We start from the raw sequence: 16,194 nt of genomic DNA on the forward strand, positions 1-16,194 counted from the left end.
CCTGAGCCATCTGACTTCTAATCAATGACGTCTACGAGTCGAATCAGACTATGACAACCATCGCCGTGGTTCACACAGGACCAGTATCGGTCCAGCCGATCAAGGAGCAAATCAGCGAGCTGATTCCTGATGCGCGGGTGATCAACATCGTCGATGACAGCTTGCTCAATGACGTTCGTGCCGCCGGCCATCTGACTCCGGAAGTCGCAAGTCGAATTCATTCGTACATGTCCAATGCGCAGGCGATGCGCGTCGACATCATCCTTAACGCCTGTTCGTCCGTCGGCGAAGCTGTTGACTCGGTGCGCAACTTAATTAGTACTCCGATCGTGAAAATCGACGAGGCGATGGCAGAAGAGGCTTGCTCCATCGGTTCTCACATTGGGGTGATCGCGACTGTGCCGACTACGCTGGAGCCCACCGTTCGCCTCGTTAAAAAGAAGGCCGGAGAAATGCGGCGCGCCGTCGAAGTGACCGAGCGGATTGCCGAAGGCGCTTTCGAGGCCCTCTTAAGCGGGGACGGTGCGCGCCATGACGAAATCGTAAAGAGCGCAATCTCGACCCTTGCAGCACAGGTCGGCGTGATTGTACTGGCGCAGGTCTCAATGGCGCGGCTCGTGCCGCAGTTGGAGGGCGTACGCGTTCCCGTGCTATCTAGTCCGCGTAGCGGTGTTGCTGCTTTGAAACGCTCGCTCGATAACCTGCCTAAGGTAAGCGTGCCCAACCAGAACAGATGATTGGCAGCGTGACAGGAGCGCGGATCGCGCGGGCTAAGCAGTCGGTGGGTACAACGGCATTTTTCAACAGACTACGATACACACAGGCTAGCCTGTTCAAGGGGCCGATCCGTAGTGGAGTGGTTGAATTCAACGGTCGTAAGTTTCTCCATTGACGATTCCGAACGTGGTCTTAGGCATTGTATCGCTGCGCATTTTCACGCAGATGGACGTCTCCGGTTCATTGTCGACGCGTTAGCTCACACTCTCGTCGTCTTACGCATGAAAACGGACGAGCTCACTGACCTTCTTGTAACAGCAGCGGAGTCTTCCGCGTCGGCAGCTATCGGCACGGTTCCGGGGAAGGTCCTGCGTGAACGCGTGGTCGGACTAAACCGCATTCTGATCGGAGAAGACCAATGACAGTATCGGGCATCGCCAGCACCGAGGTACTCGCGGACGTGATCGTGGTAGGCGGCGGCATCGTCGGCTCTGCAATCGCCTACGGCCTTGCCCGCGAAGGGGCACGGGTGACCGTGCTTGACGATGATGACGGAAGCTTTCGCGCCTCACGCGGCAACTTTGGCCTTGTCTGGATTCAGGGCAAGGGACACGACCTGTCGCCTTATGCGCGTTGGTCGCGCAATTCAGCGATGTGCTGGCCGGAATTGGCCGAGGCGCTGCTAAGCGAAGCGGATGTCGACGTCGCCCTGAAGCAGCCGGGCGGCTTTCACTTCTGCTTCAGCGACGACGAGCTCGCTGAGCGCGAGAAGCGCCTGTCGACGCTCAGGGACGAACTCGGCGACTACCCCTATGAGTTGCTGGACGCCGCCGAAGTGCGCCAGCGCATTCCGCAAATAGGGCCTGCTGTGATCGGCGCGAGTTACACACCGATGGACGGCCATGTCAATCCTCTCAAGCTGCTGCGCGGCCTGCACACCGCGATGAAGAAGCGCGGTGTCCGGCTTGTACCGGGGGAGCGCGCGGACCGCATTGTGCCGGAGGCGGGCCGCTTCACCGTGCACGGGAAGCGCGGTACGCATCGCGCGGCGCGCGTTGTGCTTGCCGCTGGGCTTGGCAATCGGGCGCTTGCGCCTTCCGTCGGACTGCATGCGCCCGTCATACCCAATCGCGGGCAGGTGCTGGTAAGCGAGCGGGTCACTCCGTTTCTCAATTACCCGACGCTCAACGTGCGCCAGACTGATGAAGGCACCGTACAGTTCGGCGATTCAAAGGAAGAAGTCGGTTTTAACGATTTCACGACAACGCACGTGCTTTCCGCCATCGCCCAGCGCGGCGTTCGCGCGTTCCCGATGCTGAGCCAGGTGCGGCTCGTGCGCATGTGGGCGGCGCTACGCGTTCTAAGCCCCGACGGCTTCCCGATATACAACGAGTCCGAGGCGCATCCAGGCGCGTTCGTCGTTACGTGTCATAGCGGCGTGACGCTGGCCGCCGCGCACGCGACGCGGATTCCCCCCTGGATTCTCGGTGCAGCGATGCCCAAGGAGTTGGCAACCTTCTCCGCCCGCCGCTTTCGGCACGCCGAAGATCTGACCTCTGCAGACTGAGTTCGACATGAATTCCCAATTGACCCAGACGCTTTTCAAGCCATTGTCGGAGTCCGAAAACACCAATGTCGCGATCTGGTTCAACGACAAGCGGCTGGCTGTGCCCGGTAATCGCTCGGTCGCAGCCGCGCTGCTCGCCGCGGGCGTGTCGCGCTTTCGTGCGACACCGGTCCTGGGCGCCCCGCGCGCGCCGTACTGCATGATGGGCGCGTGCTTTGAATGCCTTGTGGAGATCGACGGCGTACCGAACCGCCAGAGTTGCATGGTCGAGGTAACGGCTGGCATGCGCATACGATCCCAGGAAGGCGCCCGCGACCTGCCGCCTACGAATGTGACTAACGCTTTGGTGGAGAACGTCCATGCTCGCTAATTTTCCGTCTGAATCCGCAGACGTCGTCGTGGTTGGCGCTGGTCCGGCGGGTATGAGTGCGGCAACCCGTGCCGCCCGCGCAGGCCTCAAGACGGTGCTTCTTGACGAGCAGAACGCCACGGGTGGTCAGATCTATCGGGCGATTGGCCGTGCCAGCGCACGTCGCAAGGAAATTCTCGGCCCGGATTACGTGGCGGGTGCGGCGATCGCCAATGCGTTCGCGGCATCGGGCGCTCGGCACCTGACGAACGCGAGCGTGTGGCAAGTCACGCGCGAACGTAGCATCAACTATCTGAAAGATGGCAAGGTCGGCAGTTTTGACGCGCAGCGCGTAATTCTTGCCAGCGGCGCGCTCGAGCGTCCGTTTCCGATTCCAGGCTGGACGCTGCCGGGTGTACTTACGGCTGGTGCAGCACAGATTCTCCTCAAGAGCGCCGGCGAAGTGCCCGCTGCACCCCCGGTGCTCGCCGGTTGCGGGCCGCTGTTGTATCTGCTCGGCTGGCAATATGTGCGCGCCGGCGTGCCGATCAGAGCGCTCGTCGATACCACCCGCCACGAAGACCGCTGGCGCGCAAAGCGCCATATGCTGTCGGCGCTGCGCGCGTGGCCATTCATCAGCAGGGGCCTTCGGCTGGTCCGCACGTTGCGTGACGCGCGCGTGCCCATGTTCGAAGCCGCCGACGATCTTTGCATTGAAGCGCGCGAGGATGCAAACGGCCTCGCGCGCGCAGGGGCACTGCACTTTAGCGTGAAGGGTAACGCCCATCGCATCGAAGCAGACGTGATCCTTCTGCATCAGGGAGTAGTGCCGAACACGCAGTTTACACAGGCGCTGCGCGCGTCGCATCGCTGGGACGATGCGCAACTCTGTTTTACGCCTGAAGTCGACCCTTGGGGCGAACTCGATGTGCCCGGCATTTTCGTTGCGGGCGATGGCGCAGGCATTGTCGGGGCGCAGGCGGCGGCCCTGCAGGGGACGCTCGCGGGCCTCGCAGTTGCTGGCCAATTGGGTGCGGTCGAGGCTGCGAAGCGCGATTCTGAAGCCGCCGTACATCGACGCGAGCTTGCCAGCGTTATGCGCATCCGCCCGTTCCTCGACAGCCTCTATCGCCCACGCGACGTCAACCGCATTCCGCACGACGACACGACTGTGTGCCGTTGTGAGGAGGTTACGGCGGGACAAGTGCGCAAGTTCGTCGAACAAGGCTGTATCGGACCAAATCAGGCGAAGTCGTTCGGGCGTTGCGGCATGGGTCCTTGCCAAGGACGCATGTGCGGCCTGACGGTGACGGAAGTGATTGCCGATGCGCGCAACGTGTCGCCCGCTGAAGTCGGGTATTACCGCATTCGTCCACCAATCACGCCTCTCTCGCTTGGCGAACTCGCCGGTGAGTGAAGCAAGCACCGTTCAGGAAGCCGTGTGCCCCTTCTGCCACAAAGGGCCTGGCTTTGATGCCGTCATTAAAGAACCGCGCCAGCGGTTCGAATTAAGGGTCGACTGACGTCGGTTGAAACAGCAACTACGCGGCTTCACAATTCGGGTCCTGCGCAACGGCTGAGCTAGCCGCCACGCTCGAGTAGTTCACCCGCTATCCAGCGCTCGCCCGACGCTTTAAGGTGCATGCGCATCGCGGTTTGCGCCGCAATCGGGTCACCTGTCTGCAATGCCTTGAGGATTTCCTCGTGTTCCCGTACTGCAGCCGACCAGGTCTCAGTACTTTCGGAGTGGTCGCGAATGGCAGCAGCGATGGGGTCGTGGCGGCTATCGAACATCTCAGCGACAAAACGGCTAAGGACCGAATTGCCAGCTGTCTCGGCGATCAACATATGAAACTGCCGGTCTGCATCAACTGGCGATTTACCCGCCGCCGCCAGACGTTTCATTCGTTCGACAGTGCGGCGCAACTTGTCGAGCGTGACTGCCGATAGCTTGCCCGCAGCGAGCACGATGACCGACCCCTCGATGGCCACCCTGGCCTGCATTAACTCCGAAGGGCTTTCGCCGAGTGCGGGTACGGTGCTGTCGCCGCCCTCCTCACGAGCGCGGACGTAGACACCCGATCCCATACGTATCTCTATCTGGCCACCGATCTCTAACGCAATCAATGCTTCGCGCAGCGAAGGACGCGATACCCCCAGGACGGTCGCGAGTTCGCGTTCGGGAGGCAGGCGCGTGCCAGGCGTCAGCTCGCGCTCGTGGATGAGAGAAAGGATCTGTGTCGCTACGGATTGGTAAAGCCGCTTTGGCTCGGTTTGCTTCATTGCGCGAAGTTTTTTGGTCGGCGGCCCGCCGAATCGGACCTGCAACCAATCTTAGCATAGCCGCGCTTGCCTTGAATGGCGGGCGTTTCAGGCTATCCAGGGTTTTCCTGATTGGCTGAACGGAGCCGCTTTAAACAAATTGGCTTGACCAAATTTGGCGCTGTGAGCTTTAATACTTGCCAGATTGGCCTAGCCAGTTGGCGCGGTCCGGTGCGTCAAACGAAAGAGGCCGCAAGAATGGAGACGCGAGTGACACGCCACAACATGCTGCGCCAGTCCGGGTCCGCGCCTGAGCAACGGGTGCTTCCGGAGGTCCTGAAACTCAGAGGTGTCGGGAAGCGCTTTCCAGGTGTCATTGCTCTTGATGGCATCGATCTGGATCTGCGCGCAGGCGAGGTGCACGCAATCTGCGGGGAAAACGGTGCAGGCAAGTCCACGCTGATGAAGATCATCAGCGGACAGTACCGTGCGGATGAGGGTGTCATGTCGTATCAGGGCAGACCGGTACAGTTTTCTTCAACGTCGGATGCACAGGCGGCGGGCATCGCGATCATTCACCAGGAACTGAACCTGGTGCCTCATCTGTCGGTCGCGGAGAACATCTACCTCGCGCGCGAACCCAGGCGCGGACCGTTCGTCGACTACCGCAGGCTGAATGCCGACGCAAGGAAATGCCTTCAGCGCATAGGGCTGAACGTATCGCCGACCACGCTGGTCGGCGCGTTGTCGATCGCGCAGCAGCAGATGGTAGAGATCGCGAAGGCACTGTCACTGGACGCGTGCGTGCTGATCATGGACGAGCCCACGTCCTCCCTGACGGAGTCGGAAACGGTTCAGCTGTTTCGCATCATCAAGGAACTGCGCGCCGACGGAGTCGCGATTCTTTATATCTCGCATCGACTCGACGAGATGGCGCAGATCGTGGATCGCGTCACGGTGTTGCGCGATGGCCGTCACATCGCAACCAGCGACTTTGCATCTACAACGGTCAATGAAATCGTGGCGCGGATGGTCGGACGTTCGCTTGACGACGCCTATCCGCCGCGCCAGTCGGTTCCCACGGACGAGACCCTGCTACGCGTGCGAGACCTGGAAAGGACAGGGACGTTCGGTCCGTTGTCCTTCGACCTGCGCAGGGGCGAAATCCTTGGCTTCGCCGGGCTAATGGGTGCAGGGCGCACGGAAGTGGCTCGCGCCATCTTCGGCGCGGAGCGGCCGGACGCCGGCTCGATCATGCTCGGCGACACGCCTGTTTCAATCGGCTCGCCACGCGAGGCCATCCGTCACGGGATCGCGTACCTGTCCGAGGACCGCAAGAAAGACGGCCTGGCACTGTCGATGGCCGTCGCCGCGAACATCACTCTCGCCAACGTCCAGGGCGTTTCGTCGCGCGGTTTTCTGCGCTTCTCCGAAGAGACCTCGGTCGCCGAGCGTTACGTGCGCGAACTCGGCATCCGTACCCCGGGCGTCAGGCAGATCGCGAGGAACCTGTCTGGAGGCAATCAGCAGAAGATCGTCATCGGCAAGTGGCTTTACCGCGGCTCGCGCATTTTGTTCTTTGACGAACCGACGCGCGGCATCGACGTCGGCGCGAAATACGCGATCTATGCGCTGATGGACCGGCTTGCCGCAGACGGCGTTGGTGTCGTGCTCATCAGTTCCGAGTTGCCGGAACTGCTCGGTATGACCGATCGCATCGCCGTGTTCCACGAAGGGCGCATTACCGCCGTCCTCGACACGAGACAGACCAGTCAGGAGGAGATCCTGCACCATGCATCAGGGAGAAGCCATGCTTGAAATCACATCCGGCCAGACGCAGGCCATCGAGCGGCATGCGCGGCAGCGCCGTCGTGACCTGATTCAGAAGTTCGCCGCACTCGGCAGCCTCGTCGTGTTGATCGTCGCGTTTTCGCTGGCGAGTGCCGCATTCTTCTCGGTCGGCAACCTGATGACCGTCGCGCTCCAGGTTACGTCCATCGCGTACCTCGGCGTGGCGGCAACGTGCGTCATCATTACGGGCGGCATCGACCTGTCCGTTGGATCCGTACTCGCGCTGGCCGGTGTCGCGGCTGCGCTGCTGGTCAAGGCCGGCGTGCCTGTGCCCGTCGCGATGCTGGGCGGCATGCTGGTCGGCGCCGCGTGCGGCTGGGTCAACGGCATCTGCGTCACGCGGATGAGGCTGCCTCCCTTCATCGCCACCTTGGGCATGATGCTGGTCGCCCGCGGTCTCGCTCTGCAGATCACAGGCGCAAGGCCGGTTTCGGGACTCGGCGATGCGTTCGGCGAACTGGGCAACGGCGCGCTCTTCAAGATTTCCCATATCGGGGCTGATGGTTTTCCGGACACCGTGTTTCCTGGCATTCCCTATCCCGTCGTCATCATGATCGTGCTGTTTCTGGCCGTCTCTGTCCTGCTTTCCCGGACATCGCTTGGCCGACACATTTACGCAGTGGGATCGAACGCAGAAGCTGCGCGGCTTTCCGGCGTCAATGTGCAGGGCGTCAAGCTTTTCACCTACGTGCTGTCCGGATTGCTTGCAGGCGCCACCGGCTGCGTGCTGATGTCGCGCCTTGTCACTGCCCAGCCGAACGAAGGTGTGATGTATGAGCTCGATGCCATAGCCAGCGCCGTGATCGGCGGCACCTCGTTGATGGGCGGCGTTGGCACGATCTCCGGCACGGCCATCGGCGCGTTCGTGATAGGCGTGCTGCGCAACGGCCTGAACATGAACGGCGTATCGAGCTTCATCCAGCAGATCATCATCGGTGTTGTCATTCTTGGCACCGTGTGGATCGACCAATTCCGTAACCGGAAGATGTAGTCAGCAATGTCAAATCACAAACGAGGAGCGAGACATGAAAAAGTTGGCCCTGATGGCTGCGGCCGCAACGATGTGCGCGGTGTTCAGCGCGTACGCACAGGCCGCGGGCGGCGAAATTGCCGTCATCGTCAAAACGGCGAATTCGAACTACTGGCAAAACGTGCAGAAAGGGGCCACCGCTGCTATGGCCAACGCGAAGGGGTACACGATGACGTTCCAGGGCCCCGCGGCGGAATCGGCCATTGCCGATGAAGTCAACATGGTCGAGAACGCAGTGAACCGGCACGTCGCTGGCATTGTCCTCGCGCCGTCCGATCCCGACGCCCTTGTTCCCGCCATGAAGAAGGCGTGGGAAGCGCATATTCCCGTGGTGCTGATCGACTCGACGGTATCGGACGCTGGCAAGCAGTACTACCAGTCGTTCCTGTCGACCGACAACGTCAAGGCGGGCGAACTCTGCGCGAAGGCGATGATCGATCGCGTTGGACAGACAGGCAAGATCGCCGTCATGTCGTACGTGCCGGGAGCAGGATCCGAAGTCGGCCGCGTCGGTGGATTCCGCAAGTACATTGCCGAGCATTCGAAGCTGCAAGTAGTCGGTCCTTTCTATTCGCAGTCGCAGATGGCGAACGCACTGAACCAGACGACAGACGTGCTGTCGGCCAACCCCGATCTGAAGGGCATCTTCGGCGCGAACGAGCCGACGGCCGTCGGGATGGGGCGCGCGCTTCAGCAATCAGGTAAAGGCGGAAAGATCATTGCGATCGGCTTCGACGGCAACCAGGACCTGCAGGGATTCGTTCGCGACGGCACGATCCAGGCGATCGCAGTGCAGAGCTCCTACCAGATGGGCTACAAGGGCATCGAGACCGCCGTCAACGTGATCGAGCGCAAGCCTGTGTCGAAGCAGGTCGATACGGGCGTGATGCTGGTCGAGAAACAGAACCTCGACTCGTCTGAAGCAAAGAACGTTCTCTACTGACGGACGGGCACGGACGGGACGTTTCAAAGCCCGTCCGCCCGCCCATCATTCATCACAGAACTCTCGATGAAAGCCAACGAAACGCACGAGCTGCCAGGAAGCGGACTGGCGATGACCACACTTGGCCTCGGCTGTTCACAACTGGGTGGTCTTTACAGGCCGATGCAAACGGCCGACGCCAGTGCGCTGGTGGACTGGGCGTGGGACGCGGGCATTCGCTATTTCGACACGGCGCCGTTCTACGGCTATACGCTGTCGGAGCGACGCGTCGGTCAATCGCTGCAGATGCGCGAGCGCGAACGTTACGTGCTGAGCACGAAGGTCGGGCGTCTGATGCGTCCCGACGATACGGTTCGGCCGGGCGATGATGGCTGGGCGCAACCTTTGCCCTTCCGGCCTCAGTACGACTACACGTTCGACGGCATCATGCGCTCGTACGAGGATAGCCAGCAACGTCTCGGCATGAGAAAGATCGACGTGCTCTATGTTCACGATATCGGCATGGCGACGCACGGTGATGCGCATGGACACTATTGGCAGCAACTGACGCGAGGCGGCGGATTCCGGGCGCTTGCCGAGTTGCGCGACTCGCTTGCCGTCTCCGCGATCGGACTCGGCGTCAACGAGTGGCAGGTCGCCGTCGATTCGATCCAGGAAGCCGACCTCGATCTCGTTCTGCTCGCGGGGCGCTACACACTGCTTGAACAGGAAGCGCTCACGCCCTTGCTGGACCGATGCGCCGGCACCGATACGCGGGTTGTCGCCGCTGGCGTATTCAATTCGGGCGTGCTTGCGGGCAACGGCAAGTTCAACTATGGCGACGCTCCACCCGATGTCTCGCAGAAAGTCGCGCGCCTCGCCGCCGTGTGCGCGCGCTTCGACGTTCCGCTTGCCGCCGCGGCGCTTCAGTTTCCGTTGGCGCATCCCGCCGTCGTCTCGTGCGTGGTCGGTGCGCGAAGCATCGATCAGTTGAGCAAGAACATCGAATGGCTCGAAACGCCCATTCCGGACCAGCTCTGGCACGCGTTGCAGCGCGACGGCTTGCTCGCCGAATCGGCGCCCGTACCGGAGGTCTGCGCATGACGTTCGGGATCGATGCGCACGACTGGCTCGCGTGGTGCGAAGCGTGCGGCGGCCGTTTCCTTGGCCGCGAGGCACAGCCCCGCATGTTCGGCAGCAGTGCATTCCATTTCTACAGAATCGATCGGCCATCCGGTCATCGAGTCGCTCAATCTTAAGGACGTCACAATGCTCAGCGTCATCTGTGAATCGCCCGGCGTTCTGCGCCACGAAGACCGCAAACCGCCTCACCGCGCAGACGGCGAGGTACTGCTGCGCGTCAGTCGCGTCGGTATCTGCGGCACCGACATGCATATCTATACGGGGAATCAGCCGTATCTCCAGTATCCGCGCGTGATGGGACACGAGCTGTCGGCTATCGTCGCTGAGGCGGAGACCGGCGCGCACGTTGCGCCCGGCGACGCCGTCTACGTGATGCCCTATCTGTCCTGCGGGACATGCGTCGCGTGCAGGCAGGGAAAAACGAATTGCTGCGTCAATATCAAGGTATTGGGCGTGCATCGCGATGGCGCGTTGGCGGAATATCTGTCGGTGCCCGCGCAGTTCGTTCACAAGGCGGACGGCGTTACGCTCGATCAGGCGGCGATGCTCGAATTCCTCGCGATCGGCGCACACGCGGTTCGCCGTGCCGACGTATCGGCCGGCCAGCGGGTGCTCGTCGTGGGCGCGGGGCCCATCGGCATGGCCGCCATGCTGTTTGCAAAACTGCGCGGCGCAGTCGTTACCTGCCTGGACACCCGCGCAGACCGTCTCGCGTTCTGCCGCGAGCACATTGGCGTTTCCACCGTTTCCATCGGGCCTGCTGACGCTGATGAACTATCGGCGCTCACGGCCGGCGAGTTCTTCGACGTCGTGTTCGACGCGACTGGGAACATCAAGGCGATGAACCGGGGCTTCGAGTTCATTGCACACGGCGGAAAATATGTGCTTATCTCAATCGTGCCGGGCGAGGTCACGTTCTCCGACCCGGAGTTTCACAAGCGCGAAGCGACGCTGCTCGGCAGCCGCAATGCAACTGCGGAAGACTTCGAGACAGTGCTGGACGCGATGCGCGCAGGCCTCATCCCGGACAAGGCGCTCAATACTCACCGGATGAGCCTGGCAGACGTGCCAACCGAGTTTCCGAAACTGATGGAGCCGGGACAGACCGTCGTCAAGGCTTTGGTCGAGTGCTAAACGAAACGGCAGGATCGTTCGAATGAGTCAACCCATTCTTCAGTTCGGCACCAGCCGCTTCCTGCAGGCACATGTCGCCCTGTTCGTCTCGCAGGCGCTCGAACGCGGTGATGCGCTCGGCGGCATCGGCGTCGTGCAAAGCACCGACAATCCGGCAAATCATGCGCGCATCGCGGCATTGAATACAGCGAACAGCTATCCCGTGAAGATCCGCGGCTGGCAGGAGGGCGCGATCGTGGACACGGTGATTCACTGCCGCGCCGTGCGCGCAGCGTGGATCGCCGATCGCGACTGGGCGATGATCCGTCATACCGCGATTCATGATGCACGCGTCATCGTGTCGAATACGGGCGACGGGGGCTATCGCCTCGATGAGCGCGATTCGGCAGCACTGCTCTCGACGGACACACGGGTACCGCGCAGCTTCCCGGCCAAGCTGCTTGTGCTCCTTCATGCACGATGGCGCGAACGACCCGACCGTGGCGTATCAGTCTTTCCCTGTGAACTGGTCGCGAGCAACGGCGACACGCTGCGCGATATCGTACTGGGTCTTGCCAGACGCTGGCAGCAGCCTGCTGCGTTCGTCGAATACCTGTCGCAGCGATGCGTGTGGGTCAATTCGCTCGTCGACCGGATCGTATCGGAACCCATCGAACCCGTGGGCGCAGTGGCCGAACCCTATGCGCTGTGGGCGATCGAGCGACGCGCAGGCATGGAACTGCCGTGTACCCACGAAGACATCATCGTCACTGACGATCTGCGCAGCTACGAGCGGCTCAAGCTGTTCTTTTTGAATCTTGGACATACGTGGCTGGCCGATCAGTGGCTTGCCCAAAGCCGAAGCCCGAGCGAAACGGTCGCCGATGCGATGAACGATGCCGCACTGCGCGAGAGCATCGAGGCTGTCTGGGAGAAGGAAGTGATGCCTGTCTTCACTGCAATGGGTTTGCGCGCCCGCGCTGAAGAGTACGTCGCGAGCGTGCGGGAACGGTTTCTCAATCCGTATCTGGATCACCGCATCTCGGATATCGCAAACAATCATGTAGAGAAGGTGCGGCGGCGAATCGTGCCGCTCATGGATCTGGCGGATTCACTGTCGATTGCGCCCCGTCAGACGCGTCTTCGTGACCTGCTTACGCGGCATGGAATGGCACCTTCGACGCAAGGGGCGGACGCATAATGAAAGACCAGACGGTCGTCATGCTTCACGGTGACGACAACGTTGCCGTGGCGCTGCGGGCAATCGAGGCCGGCACGTCAATCGAGGCCGGCGGGCAATCGGTTCTCGCCGGAAGTGAAATTCCGGCTGGACACAAGCTGGCTATCCGGCACATTTCGCGTGGCAGCGCAGTGACCAAGTACCGGCAGACCATCGGTGTCGCGCTGACTGATATTGAGCCAGGTGAGCACGTGCACGTTCACAACGTCGGCATGCCGGAGCATCACTCCCATTGCTCCGCGCACAACGGGGCTGCACCCGCCCGCACGGCTGCTGCGCAGTCTGAAACTTTTCAAGGGTTTCTGCGCGCTAACGGACAGGTCGGAACCCGCAATTATGTCGGGCTCATTGCCAGCGTCAATTGTTCGGCGAGCGTCTGTCACGCGATCGCGGACGCTTTCAGAGGCGACGTCATGGCCCCGTTTGATGCGGTCGATGGCGTCGTCGCCATTACTCATCAAAGCGGTTGCGGAATGTCTGCTGCGGGCGACGGCATGACATTGCTCCGACGCACGCTTATCGGCTATGCCAACAATCCGAATTTTGCAGGTGTATTAGTGGTGGGACTCGGCTGTGAAGTCAATCAGGTCAGCGGCATCATGAATTCGTCAGGCCCTGACCGCCCCGATCTTGTCCAAAGCCTGGTCATACAGGATGAGGGCGGCGTACGGGAGACGGTGGCACGCGGAATAGCGATCGTTCGGGAGATGTTGTCCGCGGCCAACCGTTTGACGCGTACAGCGGTTCCCGCCGCACGACTGAAGGTGGGGCTCCAATGCGGCGGCTCGGATGGGTATTCGGGGATTACAGCGAATCCCGCGCTCGGCGCAGCCGTCGATCTTCTCGTACGCAGCGGCGGCACGGCGATTCTTTCTGAAACGCCCGAGATCTATGGCGCGGAGCACCTGCTGACACAACGGGCCACGTCAACCGAGCTCGCGCAACGACTGCTCGACAAACTGCGGTGGTGGGAGCGATATGCCGCCGAATCAGGCGGTGATATGAACAACAACCCGTCGCCCGGCAACAAGGCGGGTGGCATCACCACCATCCTCGAGAAATCACTAGGTGCAGTGTCCAAGGGTGGAAGCACAGCGCTCGCCGCTGTCTATGATTACGCTGAACGCGTATCAATGCCCGGCCTGGTGTTCATGGACACGCCCGGCTATGACCCGGTGTCCGCTACCGGTCAGATCGCGGGCGGTGCCAATCTGGTTTGCTTTACGACCGGGCGAGGTTCAGTGTTCGGCTCCAAGCCGGTGCCGACCATCAAGCTCGCGACAACCAGCGGACTGTTCGAGCGAATGCGCGCGGATATGGATTTCAACTGCGGTCGGATTGTGGACGAGTCGCTTACCGTAGAGCAAGCTGGTACTCAGCTCTTCCGACTGATGCTGGACGTCGCCTCCGGCAGGAAGACCCAGAGCGAACGGAATGGAATCGGCGACCGTGAGTTTGTGCCCTGGATGCGCGGCGCAATCATGTAAGGCTCCTCCGTGTATCGCGCAAACATTTGCTTGACGATAACTCCTGGCACCTGCGGATACTTCACCGGCAGTCAACGGCAATGCAGACAACAGCATATGGATTAACGCCACAAGATGGCGTGAGCGAAATCCACTTGTCAGTTCAGCAAAGACGCTTACTTGACGAGGCGCTTTCACTGCTGATCGACGCACGCTCGCGTGTGCTAGAGATTACGGTTCACGTCTGTCGACGACAGGGCGCAGTCGCTCCCGACGTATACGCCTTCGAACTGCCCGAAATCATTGAGCTTCAGCGGCGCATCGACGGAAAGCGCGAGTTACTCGACGCGATGGAGTTCGGGCTTTAAAGCGGAAGTCGCGGCCATCGCTGTCGGCGTTGACCGCGAGTCACGCCGCCTGACATTTAGCAGTAGGCACTGCGTCTGGCGGCGGCGCTCGTGCTCGACCGGCATTGCGCTTCTGGCGGGGGCCGCGGCTACGTTCCTTAGACACTACTCACTTCTTCTTGGACAAATTCACTATGCGTCACTGTTTCGCGCTAGATCTGAAAGACGACCACGCATTGATTACCCGCTACGAAGAGTACCACTGCAACGTTTGGCCAGAAGTGCTGCAGCATCTACGTGAGCATGGCGTCGTGGATATGAAGATTTTCAGGCTGGGGACGCGCTTAACGATGGTAATGGACACCGATGATTCTGTGTTCGATGCCGAAGCGATGTCGGGGGCAGCTGAAACGAATCCGGTTATCCGGGCTTGGGAAGATTTGATGTGGCGCTTCCAGGCTGCGACTCCCTGGACGCCGACGGGCCAGAAATGGGTTGCGATGAAGGAGATATTCGACCTGCGACACGCATGAAATACGAAGGCCTCTTACGCCACGCGCCCGTCTCCAGCGAAAATCGGTGAGGAATATGCGCGCCTCACCGGCGAACCTCCTGTTGCGCCTCGCGGAAGTCTCGCCAGGATTGCCCAGATACTGCAGCCTACATTCACCGAAATTTTCTTCGCGCAACGGCTCGTCCTGGTCGAAGGCATTGAGGACGTCGCCTACATTCACGCTTGGAAAAAAATCCGCTGCTTATCGGCGCCAAGCTAGCCTTCGCTATGGATGAAGGTGCTGGGTCGGGGTCGCTTACGAAGCTTTGCGACAAAATAGTTGCGTTTGGAACGTGTTGTTAGTCAACTGGCGCGCTTTGCAAATTGTGCGCCGGCATGTTGCGCGCCCCGGCGTGTCGTCCCGCTGCCAGGCCTGGTCGAGCGGCCGGTCTACGGCACTCAACGGCCACATTCGTTCAACTACACCAACGTCCGCTTCGGCCGATATCGAGTCAATCGACTTTCCCGTTTGCCGGCGGGATTGCCCCTGGCCATCCAGGCTGCGAGCACGCGCCATTAGACTACCGATCGTCGGTACGTTCCGGGAGCCGCTGCACGTACTGGAGGCGTCGTCGGAAGTGTGCAAAGTGTGATAGCGATATCGCTGGGTTTCATCTACCGTAGGTTTGTTGGCACCCGCGGGCTCGTGCGTCCGGAGTTGATCGTGATGTGCGAGGGCAACGGGGAAATTGCTAAGAAAAGAAACGCGACTTTGATCGTGCTCTGGTCGCGGCTCCACTGGGCGGGCGCGAGAGCTATGGATTACTGCCACGCTGAATAGCCATGGTCGACCCTGCGCGGAAGCGAATGACACGTGAAATATTAAAAAACAGCTTTCATTTTTCAGGGTTTATTGCACGACCATTCAGCGGCGTTTCTGAGTCTATTGCCCAATTTTTGCGGTCTATTGTGCAGGGACAATCGAAGCCACGCCGGCCGCGTGGTTTTGCCTTGAATTCTTGAATGCCCAGTCATAAACTGGGCTGCATGAGCGATAACACTGCATCCCGGCGCACGTCTGGCGCGACCCGAGACGCCAGGCCCGACGCCGTCGGCGCGCGCGGCCGTCCACGCGAATTCGACACCGACGCGGTGCTCGCCGAGGCGAGCAAGGTGTTCTGGCGCCAAGGCTTTCATGGGACCTCCGTCGACGATCTCTGCAATGCGACGGGCGTGCTGCGCGGCAGCCTGTACGGCGTATTCGGCGACAAGCACGGCATCATGATGGCGGCGCTCGACCATTACGCGGACAAGGCCATTGCCGGTCTCGTCGAGCGGCTGAACGCGAACGTGCCGCCGGACGTCGCCGTGCGCAACGCGCTGCTGCACCACGCGCGCATCTCGTCCACGCTAACGGGCTGCTTCATCACGAATAGCACGCTCGAATTGCAGCCCGAAGACGAGGCGCTGCACGCAAAAATCCGCGCGATCCAGCGACGTGTCGTCACGCTGCTTGCGGCGGCCGTCATTCGCGGACAGGCGGCGGGCGTGTTCAATGGCGACCTCGACGAAAAGGCGGTCGCCGATTTCCTGCTGTGCATGACGCAAGGCCTGCGCGTGCTGGGTAAATGCAAGCGCAAGGAGGACGAGATGAAAGCAATCGTCGATATTGCGATGCGCGCGCTGACCTGAAA

15 protein-coding genes are annotated in these 16,194 nt (G+C 61.0%); 14 read left to right on the forward strand and 1 reads right to left on the reverse strand.

The window, feature by feature from the left end:
* The first annotated feature begins 50 nt into the window (after nt 1-50).
* The 4 genes from BMW76_RS10745 to BMW76_RS10760 all read left to right on the forward strand — a co-directional run bounded on the left by BMW76_RS10745 (nt 51) and on the right by BMW76_RS10760 (nt 4,050).
* Entirely contained in the window at nt 51-737 is a 687-nt protein-coding gene (locus tag BMW76_RS10745) for an aspartate/glutamate racemase family protein (protein ID WP_090865108.1), read from the forward strand.
* A gap of 398 nt (nt 738-1,135) precedes the next feature.
* On the forward strand, nt 1,136-2,284 hold the full coding sequence (locus BMW76_RS10750; RefSeq protein WP_090865109.1) for an NAD(P)/FAD-dependent oxidoreductase: 1,149 nt from the start codon (nt 1,136-1,138) through the stop codon (nt 2,282-2,284).
* 7 nt (nt 2,285-2,291) lie between these two features.
* Nucleotides 2,292-2,654, forward strand: coding sequence for a (2Fe-2S)-binding protein (locus BMW76_RS10755; RefSeq protein ID WP_090865110.1), 363 nt, complete (start codon nt 2,292-2,294; stop codon nt 2,652-2,654).
* Complete coding sequence (locus BMW76_RS10760) at nt 2,644-4,050, forward strand: NAD(P)/FAD-dependent oxidoreductase (protein WP_090865111.1); 1,407 nt, start codon at nt 2,644-2,646, stop codon at nt 4,048-4,050. Before BMW76_RS10755 ends, BMW76_RS10760 begins: the two co-directional genes overlap by 11 nt.
* Nucleotides 4,051-4,214: 164 nt before the next feature.
* Here BMW76_RS10760 and BMW76_RS10765 read toward each other — a convergent pair whose 3' ends face one another.
* On the reverse strand, nt 4,215-4,916 hold the full coding sequence (locus BMW76_RS10765; RefSeq protein ID WP_090865112.1) for a FadR/GntR family transcriptional regulator: 702 nt from the start codon (nt 4,914-4,916) through the stop codon (nt 4,215-4,217).
* 264 nt (nt 4,917-5,180) lie between these two features.
* Here BMW76_RS10765 and BMW76_RS10770 point away from each other — a divergent pair, with 264 nt between their 5' ends.
* From BMW76_RS10770 to BMW76_RS10820, 10 genes are all read left to right on the forward strand, one after another.
* Nucleotides 5,181-6,713: a sugar ABC transporter ATP-binding protein gene (locus tag BMW76_RS10770; protein ID WP_090865113.1), complete on the forward strand. Its 1,533-nt coding sequence runs from the start codon at nt 5,181-5,183 to the stop codon at nt 6,711-6,713.
* Entirely contained in the window at nt 6,706-7,737 is a 1,032-nt protein-coding gene (locus BMW76_RS10775) for an ABC transporter permease (protein WP_090865114.1), read from the forward strand. The genes BMW76_RS10770 and BMW76_RS10775 overlap by 8 nt, the downstream gene beginning before the upstream one ends.
* 34 nt (nt 7,738-7,771) lie before the next feature.
* On the forward strand, nt 7,772-8,719 hold the full coding sequence (locus tag BMW76_RS10780) for an ABC transporter substrate-binding protein (protein ID WP_090865115.1): 948 nt from the start codon (nt 7,772-7,774) through the stop codon (nt 8,717-8,719).
* Nucleotides 8,720-8,785: 66 nt separating this feature from the next.
* Nucleotides 8,786-9,802 (forward strand): aldo/keto reductase, encoded by a 1,017-nt coding sequence (locus tag BMW76_RS10785; protein ID WP_090865116.1) that lies wholly within the window; start codon nt 8,786-8,788, stop codon nt 9,800-9,802.
* 165 nt (nt 9,803-9,967) lie between these two features.
* Nucleotides 9,968-10,975 carry a zinc-binding alcohol dehydrogenase family protein gene (locus BMW76_RS10790; protein WP_090865232.1) on the forward strand — a complete coding sequence of 336 codons (1,008 nt, stop codon included), beginning with the start codon at nt 9,968-9,970 and terminating at the stop codon, nt 10,973-10,975.
* A gap of 22 nt (nt 10,976-10,997) precedes the next feature.
* Nucleotides 10,998-12,155 (forward strand): mannitol dehydrogenase family protein, encoded by a 1,158-nt coding sequence (locus BMW76_RS10795; RefSeq protein WP_090865117.1) that lies wholly within the window; start codon nt 10,998-11,000, stop codon nt 12,153-12,155.
* Complete coding sequence (locus BMW76_RS10800; RefSeq protein ID WP_090865118.1) at nt 12,155-13,681, forward strand: UxaA family hydrolase; 1,527 nt, start codon at nt 12,155-12,157, stop codon at nt 13,679-13,681. Before BMW76_RS10795 ends, BMW76_RS10800 begins: the two co-directional genes overlap by 1 nt.
* 119 nt (nt 13,682-13,800) lie before the next feature.
* Nucleotides 13,801-14,028, forward strand: a complete 228-nt coding sequence (locus BMW76_RS10805; RefSeq protein WP_245763172.1) for a hypothetical protein — start codon at nt 13,801-13,803, stop codon at nt 14,026-14,028.
* Nucleotides 14,029-14,201: 173 nt separating this feature from the next.
* Nucleotides 14,202-14,540, forward strand: coding sequence for an L-rhamnose mutarotase (locus BMW76_RS10810; RefSeq protein WP_090865120.1), 339 nt, complete (start codon nt 14,202-14,204; stop codon nt 14,538-14,540).
* 1,007 nt (nt 14,541-15,547) lie between these two features.
* The gene (locus BMW76_RS10820) at nt 15,548-16,192 is read left to right on the forward strand and encodes a TetR/AcrR family transcriptional regulator (RefSeq protein WP_090865122.1); all 645 of its coding nucleotides are present in this window, start codon (nt 15,548-15,550) and stop codon (nt 16,190-16,192) included.
* The last annotated feature ends 2 nt before the right edge of the window (nt 16,193-16,194 follow it).

Source organism: Paraburkholderia diazotrophica (assembly GCF_900108945.1).
Taxonomy (GTDB): Bacteria; Pseudomonadota; Gammaproteobacteria; order Burkholderiales; family Burkholderiaceae; genus Paraburkholderia; species Paraburkholderia diazotrophica.

Bases quoted from the DNA above. Each gene is read 5' to 3' on its own strand.
- BMW76_RS10785 (WP_090865116.1), top strand. From the start codon at position 8,786: ATGAAAGCCAACGAAACGCACGAGCTGCCAGGAAGCGGACTGGCGATG.
- BMW76_RS10745 (WP_090865108.1), top strand. From the start codon at position 51: ATGACAACCATCGCCGTGGTTCACACAGGACCAGTATCGGTCCAGCCG.
- BMW76_RS10770 (WP_090865113.1), top strand. From the start codon at position 5,181: ATGCTGCGCCAGTCCGGGTCCGCGCCTGAGCAACGGGTGCTTCCGGAG.
- BMW76_RS10790 (WP_090865232.1), top strand. From the start codon at position 9,968: ATGCTCAGCGTCATCTGTGAATCGCCCGGCGTTCTGCGCCACGAAGAC.
- BMW76_RS10780 (WP_090865115.1), top strand. From the start codon at position 7,772: ATGAAAAAGTTGGCCCTGATGGCTGCGGCCGCAACGATGTGCGCGGTG.
- BMW76_RS10810 (WP_090865120.1), top strand. From the start codon at position 14,202: ATGCGTCACTGTTTCGCGCTAGATCTGAAAGACGACCACGCATTGATT.
- BMW76_RS10755 (WP_090865110.1), top strand. From the start codon at position 2,292: ATGAATTCCCAATTGACCCAGACGCTTTTCAAGCCATTGTCGGAGTCC.
- BMW76_RS10760 (WP_090865111.1), top strand. From the start codon at position 2,644: ATGCTCGCTAATTTTCCGTCTGAATCCGCAGACGTCGTCGTGGTTGGC.
- BMW76_RS10795 (WP_090865117.1), top strand. From the start codon at position 10,998: ATGAGTCAACCCATTCTTCAGTTCGGCACCAGCCGCTTCCTGCAGGCA.
- BMW76_RS10765 (WP_090865112.1), bottom strand. From the start codon at position 4,916: ATGAAGCAAACCGAGCCAAAGCGGCTTTACCAATCCGTAGCGACACAG.
- BMW76_RS10750 (WP_090865109.1), top strand. From the start codon at position 1,136: ATGACAGTATCGGGCATCGCCAGCACCGAGGTACTCGCGGACGTGATC.
- BMW76_RS10820 (WP_090865122.1), top strand. From the start codon at position 15,548: ATGAGCGATAACACTGCATCCCGGCGCACGTCTGGCGCGACCCGAGAC.
- BMW76_RS10775 (WP_090865114.1), top strand. From the start codon at position 6,706: ATGCTTGAAATCACATCCGGCCAGACGCAGGCCATCGAGCGGCATGCG.
- BMW76_RS10800 (WP_090865118.1), top strand. From the start codon at position 12,155: ATGAAAGACCAGACGGTCGTCATGCTTCACGGTGACGACAACGTTGCC.